The following is a 6,446-nucleotide window of genomic DNA, read 5'->3' as shown; positions in this document are numbered from 1 at the left end:
GCATTGATAGCTGTTTGTAACAAGCTTTTAAGAATTTGTTTTGGTGTGGTAAAAAACAAAATAGCTTATCAACAAGACTATCTGAAAAACTGTAAAATTTTAACATAAACAATTTGCAGATTAACATAGAACATCGGGGCTAGGAAAATCTCTTCGATTTAAATTACTGAAAGATAAAACATGTTCAGATTTATTTAACACATTGTAAATCCAGCTCTCAAAACAAAATGTTTTCAAACATTTAAAACATCTAACACCCACCTTCTATCATCCAGCCAAATCCTTATCCAATGAATAGTTAAAATTTACACTTTAACATAGTTTTCACTGGAAGTGTTTTGTTTTTATAAAAATTTGGCAAATATTTTGATATTGTTTCAAAGATTATTTAAAATCATGTTGAAAACTGATAATCAATATGCGTTAACAATTTTAATTTTATAGTGATGAAACACCTAGAACACAATCAGGATTTCAGGTTGAACGAAATCCTTTTCGAGCACCGTAACAAAGCGTATGGAGCTTATGCATTAAGAACAGAATCAGACAGAATTTTAACCAAGGCATTTTTTGTTGGGGTTGGTTTATTGGCTGCAGTTTCAATTATTCCAGCTGCAATTTCGGCTTTTAAAACTAAAGAAGTTGTTACAACTTTTGAGCCGGTTTATCGTCCAAAAAATATCATCCCGGATACTCCGGAAAAGCCTAAGCCTGTTGAAACTGTAAAACCTGTACAACCTGTTACTCCGCCTAATACTAAGCAATTTAACAGTCAGGTTCCTACGCCGACTAAAGAAGCAATTGAACCGATTAAAATGGATAAGCCTAAAGATGCTGTTGCGGGATTAATTGATAATTTAAAAGGAGATCCGGTGAAACCAGATACGCATATTCCGCCGACACCAATTATCGGAACAGGAAAAATTACTGAGCCGGTTCAAAAACCAGTTGAAAAAGTTGAAGATCCAAATAAAATCGCTGAAGGAAGTGAATTAAGCAAAAGCGCAGATTTCGAAGGAGGAATTGATGCTTTCCGAAATAAAGTAATGAATAAATTTGATGTTTCTGCTTTTGAAGAAGAGGGAGTTATCAGCACAAAAATTACCTTTGTTGTAGAAACAGATGGTACTATTTCGAATATCAAAGCAAACGGAAAAGATGCTTCATTCAATGCTGAAGCCATCAGAACGATTAAAGCTGTGAAAGGAAAGTGGGTACCTGGAAAAAATAAAAAAAATGAATCCGTAAGAAGTTATTTCAGCTTCCCGATTTCAATGAAGTTTGATAATTAATTACCCTGAAAACGAATCTTGATAGTTATCCACAAAGAATTTTTTTTGTGGATAATTTTTTTTTATATCTAAAACCCTTATTAACAATATTTTAACTCAATTTTCGTTTTAGTCATTCCCCAAGAGCTGAGAAAAAAGTGTATTTTTGAAGCTTAAAGTTCAAATAATGGCAAAAATTATAGGTATCGCTAATCAGAAAGGTGGGGTAGGAAAGACTACCACTGCCGTAAATTTAGCTGCAGCATTGGGAGTTTTAGAAAAGAAAATCCTGATCATTGATGCAGATCCGCAGGCAAATGCGACTTCAGGTCTTGGTGTGGAAGAAGTGCAGTATTCTACCTATAATCTTTTGGAACACAGTGTTGAAACCAGAAACTGTATTCAGAAAACAACGACTCCAAATTTGGATATTGTTCCTTCGCATATCGATTTGGTTGCTGCCGAAATCGAATTGGTAGACAAAGAAAATCGTGAGTATATGTTGAAAGAAGCATTGAAAGAAGTGAGAGCTGATTATGACTATATTATCATCGATTGCGCACCAAGTTTGGGTTTGATTACAGTAAATGCTCTTACAGCAGCGGATTCTGTAATTATCCCGATTCAGTGTGAATATTTTGCTCTGGAAGGTCTTGGTAAACTTTTAAACACGATTAAAAACGTTCAGAAAATCCACAATAAAGATCTGGACATCGAAGGATTGTTATTAACTATGTATGACAGCCGTCTGAGACTTTCTAATCAGGTTGTGGAAGAAGTAAATGCCCACTTCCCGGAAATGGTTTTTGAAACCATCATCAGTAGAAATGTAAGATTAAGTGAAGCCCCGAGTTTCGGTGAAAGTATCCTGAATTATGACGCGGAAAGTAAAGGCGCAATTCAGTACATTCAGCTTGCAGAAGAGGTTTTATTGAAAAACGAAAATTTAGTAAAAAATTAAAAATAGCTTATAGCAATTGGCTTTTGATCGATTGCTAAATTTATAACACATTAAAGCAAGAAGCTATACGCCGATTGCCATTTGCAATATGAAAGACAAAAAAAGAGCGATGGGACGTGGTTTGGGGGCAATTCTGAGTGCAGAATCCAAAGCCACGGTCAATACGGCAACTGATGCAGGAGCAGAAAACTTTGTAGGAAACATTATGGAGGTTTCTATTGAAGATATTTATCCGAACCCGACTCAGCCAAGAACTTATTTTGACGAAAAAGCATTAAATGAACTAGCGCAGTCCATCAAAAATTTAGGTGTAATTCAGCCTATTACTTTGAGAAAAGACGGTGAAAAGTTTGAAATTATTTCCGGAGAAAGACGTTACCGAGCAAGTAAAATTGCAGGTCTTACGACTGTTCCGGCATATATCCGTCTGGTAAACGATCAGGAGCTTTTAGAAATGGCTCTTGTAGAAAATATTCAGCGTGAAGATCTTGATGCTATAGAGATCGCATTGACGTATCACCGACTTTTGGAAGAAATCGGTCTTACTCAGGAAAACCTGAGCCAGAGAGTTGGAAAAGACAGAAGTACCATTACGAATTCGATCAGGCTTTTGAGACTAAGTCCGGATATTCAGAATGCAATCCGTAGCGGAGAGATTTCTGCAGGTCACGGAAGAGCAATCATCAGTCTCGAAAACGAAGAACATCAGCAGACTTTATTCGATTTAATAATCAAAGAAAAACTGAACGTTCGTCAGTCTGAGCAAGCTGCGGCTGCCATTAAAAACCCGAAAACTCCTGCTGCAAAAAGAGCAAAAGCGGAGCTTTCTAACAACTACAAAAGAGCACAGAAAACGATTGCAGATATTCTTGATGTAAAAGTTGAGATAAAAACAACAGGAACCGGTAAAAAAGGTAAAATTGTATTAGACTTTAAAAATGAAGATGAGCTGGAATATATTCTTTCTCATATTAAATAAATGAAAAACTTACTTTTTACTTTTTTTCTTCTTTTTTCAGGGTTGATTTTTTCACAGATCAATCCGAGAGATACCATCAGGTTAGAGCATTACGCTACAGACAGTATTCCTGCTGCAAAACCGCAGGCTCCTGCTGAAGTAATACAAAAAATTGAAAAAGCCAATGCTCCCGCTTCCGTATTAAAGGTGAAAAAACTTAATCCTACAAAAGCAGGGCTTTATTCTGCTGTTTTCCCCGGATTGGGTCAGGTTTACAATAAAAAATACTGGAAAGTGCCCATCGTTTGGGGAGCGGTAGGAACAGGTGTGGGAATTGCAATCTGGAACCAGAATCGTTACAAAGAATATCGTGAATATTACATTGCAAAACTGAACGGTACACCCAACGAATTCCTTTCACAATATCCGAATCTGGATGCAACAGCATTGGGAAATGCACAGGACCGATCGAAAAGACAGAGAGATTATGCGATTGCGATCACAGGTTTAATTTATATTTTAAATATCGTAGATGCCGTTGTTGATGCTCATTTGTATGAGGGTCGTAAAGATCCGGATCTTACTTTTGCACCGGCTGTAATTTATGATGATTACAATATCAATCCACCAAAAACAGGACTTGCTTTAAGCTTCAGATTTTAAAATTAATAATAAGAAAAAATAACGATTCATATATGAAATCCTTCTTGATTCTTAGACTTAAAATCGATCAGAATTAAAGGATTCCATATGACAAATAAAAAACAATAAAATCTACATATGAAAATAGCATTGGTTGGATACGGGAGAATGGGGAAGATCATTGATGAGATTGCTCTAAAAAGAGGCCATGAAGTGGTTGCCCGGTTAAAACAAACTCCGACTGCTGAAAATCTTAATAATCCTGATGTTGTCATCGAATTTTCACTTCCAGAAGTAGCTTTTGATAATATTAAAGCTTGTCTTGAGAACGGAATTCCCGTAATTAGCGGTACAACAGGCTGGCTGGAAAGAAAACCGGAAATCGAAAATATTGCAGTTCAGAACGAAACTGCATTTTTATATGGTTCCAACTTCAGTTTAGGCGTTAATTTGTTTTTTGCTTTAAACGAAAAGTTAGCAGATTTAATGAAAAATGTAGATGCATATTCTTGTCAGCTGGAAGAGATACACCACATTCACAAGCTGGATGCTCCAAGCGGAACAGCAATTTCTCTTGCCGAAGGAATTATTAAAAATAACCCGAAATTTGAAGCTTGGAAATTGGAAGATACTCAGGAAAAGCAGCTTGGTATTTTTTCCATTCGTGAAGATGAAGTTCCGGGAACTCACTCTGTATATTACAGAAGTGAAGTAGACGAGATTGAAATTAAACATACTGCACATAACAGAAATGGTTTTGCATTGGGAGCGGTAGTTGCTGCAGAATGGATTAAAGATAAAAAAGGGAACTTTACCATGAAAGACGTTTTAGGACTCTGAAATTGTAACAAAATCCCTACATTGCAAACTAATTAAGTAGATAATCAGCAGTAAAAATTACTCATTACTGATTACTCATTACTAATATTATAGATTTAGGAACGAAAATTTATGAATTATTTTTTAACGTACACAGTTTATGTTCTCATTTTATCAGTATTGATGGGGATTTCCACCTGGAAGCTGTTCAAGAAATTAGGGTACAGTCCGCTATTTGCGTTTATCCCTTTCTATAATTATTTCATTATACTTAAAGAAACGAAGCACCCGAAGTGGTGGGCACTTTTATCATATTTACCGATCGTTGGTCCTATTATGTTGAGTGTTTTTCATCTGTATTTAATGAAAAAATTCGGAAAAAATCTTTTCAAAGATCAGTTGTTGACTGTGATTTTGCCGTTTATCTATATGGCAACGGTAAATTATTCTAAAGATACCGAGATTGATGACGAAAATGATTTGTATCTCACTGAAGAAGAAAAAAACGCAAAAAAGAAAGATACCTTTATGGGATCGATTACTTTTGCAGTAGTTTTCGCAACCATCATCCACGTTTTTGTAACGCAGCCTTTCGGAATTCCTACCGGATCAATGGAAAGAACTTTATTGGTGGGAGATTTCCTTTTTGTAAATAAATGGAGCTACGGTTACAGATTGCCGATGCGTCCTGTCGCAATTCCTTTCTTGCAGGGAACAATTATGGATACAGGAAAGCCCGGAAATCCAAAAGATGATCCTAAATCTTATGTTGAAGGAATCAAATTGCCTTACGAAAGAATTTTCCAGTTTAGTAAGCCTCAGAAAAACGAAATCGTTGTTTTCAATTATCCTAAGGATTCTGTACACACGGCGATTGATAGAAAAGACCCATATGTAAAAAGATTGGTGGCTGTTGCAGGAGACACTTTTGAGATGAGAAACGGTAAACTTTTCGTGAACGGAAAACCGGAAACTGTTTTAGGAGATCAGGAAGTTCAGCACAGATACATTGTCAATACAGGAAGTCAGCTTGATATTCCGTCTTTATACAATACTTTCGGTTTTTTACCGGTACAGGAAATTCCAAACGGAAACGGATTTATCTATGCATTCCAGGGTTTAACGGATAAAACGGCTGCTGAAATCAAAAAACTTCCGCAAGTTATTGATATGAAGGAAGACGTTCAGCCTAAAGGAGAGTCTGCAGTTTCTTACAGAGATGAGGCAAGAACAAAAATTGATACGACACAATCTATTTTCCCGATTAACAGCGGATGGAATCAGGATCAGTATGGCCCGCTTAAAATTCCTAAAAAAGGAGATGTTGTAGCATTAAATGAGAAAACTTTACCTGAATATCAGTGGATCATTTCTCAGTACGAACATAATAAGCTGGAAAATAAAAACGGAAAAATTTTCATCAACGGAAAAGAAACCAATCAATATACCATTCAGCAGGATTATTATATGATGGTGGGAGACAACAGAGATGCTTCTTTGGATGCAAGGTTCTTTGGTTTTGTTCCTGAAGAAAATATCGTTGGAAAGCCTATGTTTACTTGGATGAGTTTGCAGGGTGCGTTTAAAGATCAGAGTTCTACTTATCAGGCTCCATTCAAAATCCGTTGGGACAGAATGTTCAAAGCAACCAACACTGGTGAAGCCAACAAAACTTCATATTGGTGGATCGCCGCTATGATTTTAATTCTTTTCTTTGGCTGGGAATATTTCATGAAATTATTCAAAGGGAAGAATAAAGAAGAAGAAATTTAATTCAACTAAAAAATAAATAAGA

6 protein-coding genes are annotated in these 6,446 nt (G+C 36.0%); all 6 read left to right on the top strand.

From position 1 onward, the window contains the following. The first annotated feature begins 446 nt into the window (after positions 1-446). The 6 genes from BA768_RS07595 to lepB all read left to right on the top strand — a co-directional run bounded on the left by BA768_RS07595 (position 447) and on the right by lepB (position 6,424). Positions 447-1,292: a hypothetical protein gene (locus BA768_RS07595; protein ID WP_065720289.1), complete on the top strand. Its 846-nt coding sequence runs from the start codon at positions 447-449 to the stop codon at positions 1,290-1,292. A gap of 166 nt (positions 1,293-1,458) precedes the next feature. Further along, positions 1,459-2,232, top strand: a complete 774-nt coding sequence (locus BA768_RS07590; protein WP_034673401.1) for a ParA family protein — start codon at positions 1,459-1,461, stop codon at positions 2,230-2,232. Positions 2,233-2,320: 88 nt separating this feature from the next. Further along, positions 2,321-3,211 (top strand): ParB/RepB/Spo0J family partition protein, encoded by an 891-nt coding sequence (locus BA768_RS07585; protein ID WP_034673402.1) that lies wholly within the window; start codon positions 2,321-2,323, stop codon positions 3,209-3,211. Beyond that, positions 3,212-3,853 (top strand): DUF5683 domain-containing protein, encoded by a 642-nt coding sequence (locus BA768_RS07580; RefSeq protein WP_034673404.1) that lies wholly within the window; start codon positions 3,212-3,214, stop codon positions 3,851-3,853. It abuts the gene before it with no gap. Between the two features lie 117 nt (positions 3,854-3,970). Further along, a complete protein-coding gene (gene dapB, locus BA768_RS07575) occupies positions 3,971-4,672 on the top strand; it encodes a 4-hydroxy-tetrahydrodipicolinate reductase (RefSeq protein WP_065720288.1) in 702 nt (233 codons plus the stop codon). A 111-nt stretch (positions 4,673-4,783) separates the two neighbouring features. Continuing rightward, positions 4,784-6,424 (top strand): signal peptidase I, encoded by a 1,641-nt coding sequence (lepB, locus tag BA768_RS07570; protein ID WP_065720287.1) that lies wholly within the window; start codon positions 4,784-4,786, stop codon positions 6,422-6,424. The last annotated feature ends 22 nt before the right edge of the window (positions 6,425-6,446 follow it).

The sequence above is a fragment of the Chryseobacterium sp. CBo1 genome, from assembly GCF_001693475.1.
Lineage (GTDB): Bacteria > Bacteroidota > Bacteroidia > Flavobacteriales > Weeksellaceae > Chryseobacterium > Chryseobacterium formosense.
Note: the sequence above shows the minus strand (reverse complement) of the source record. Positions and strands in the feature narration are given on the sequence as shown.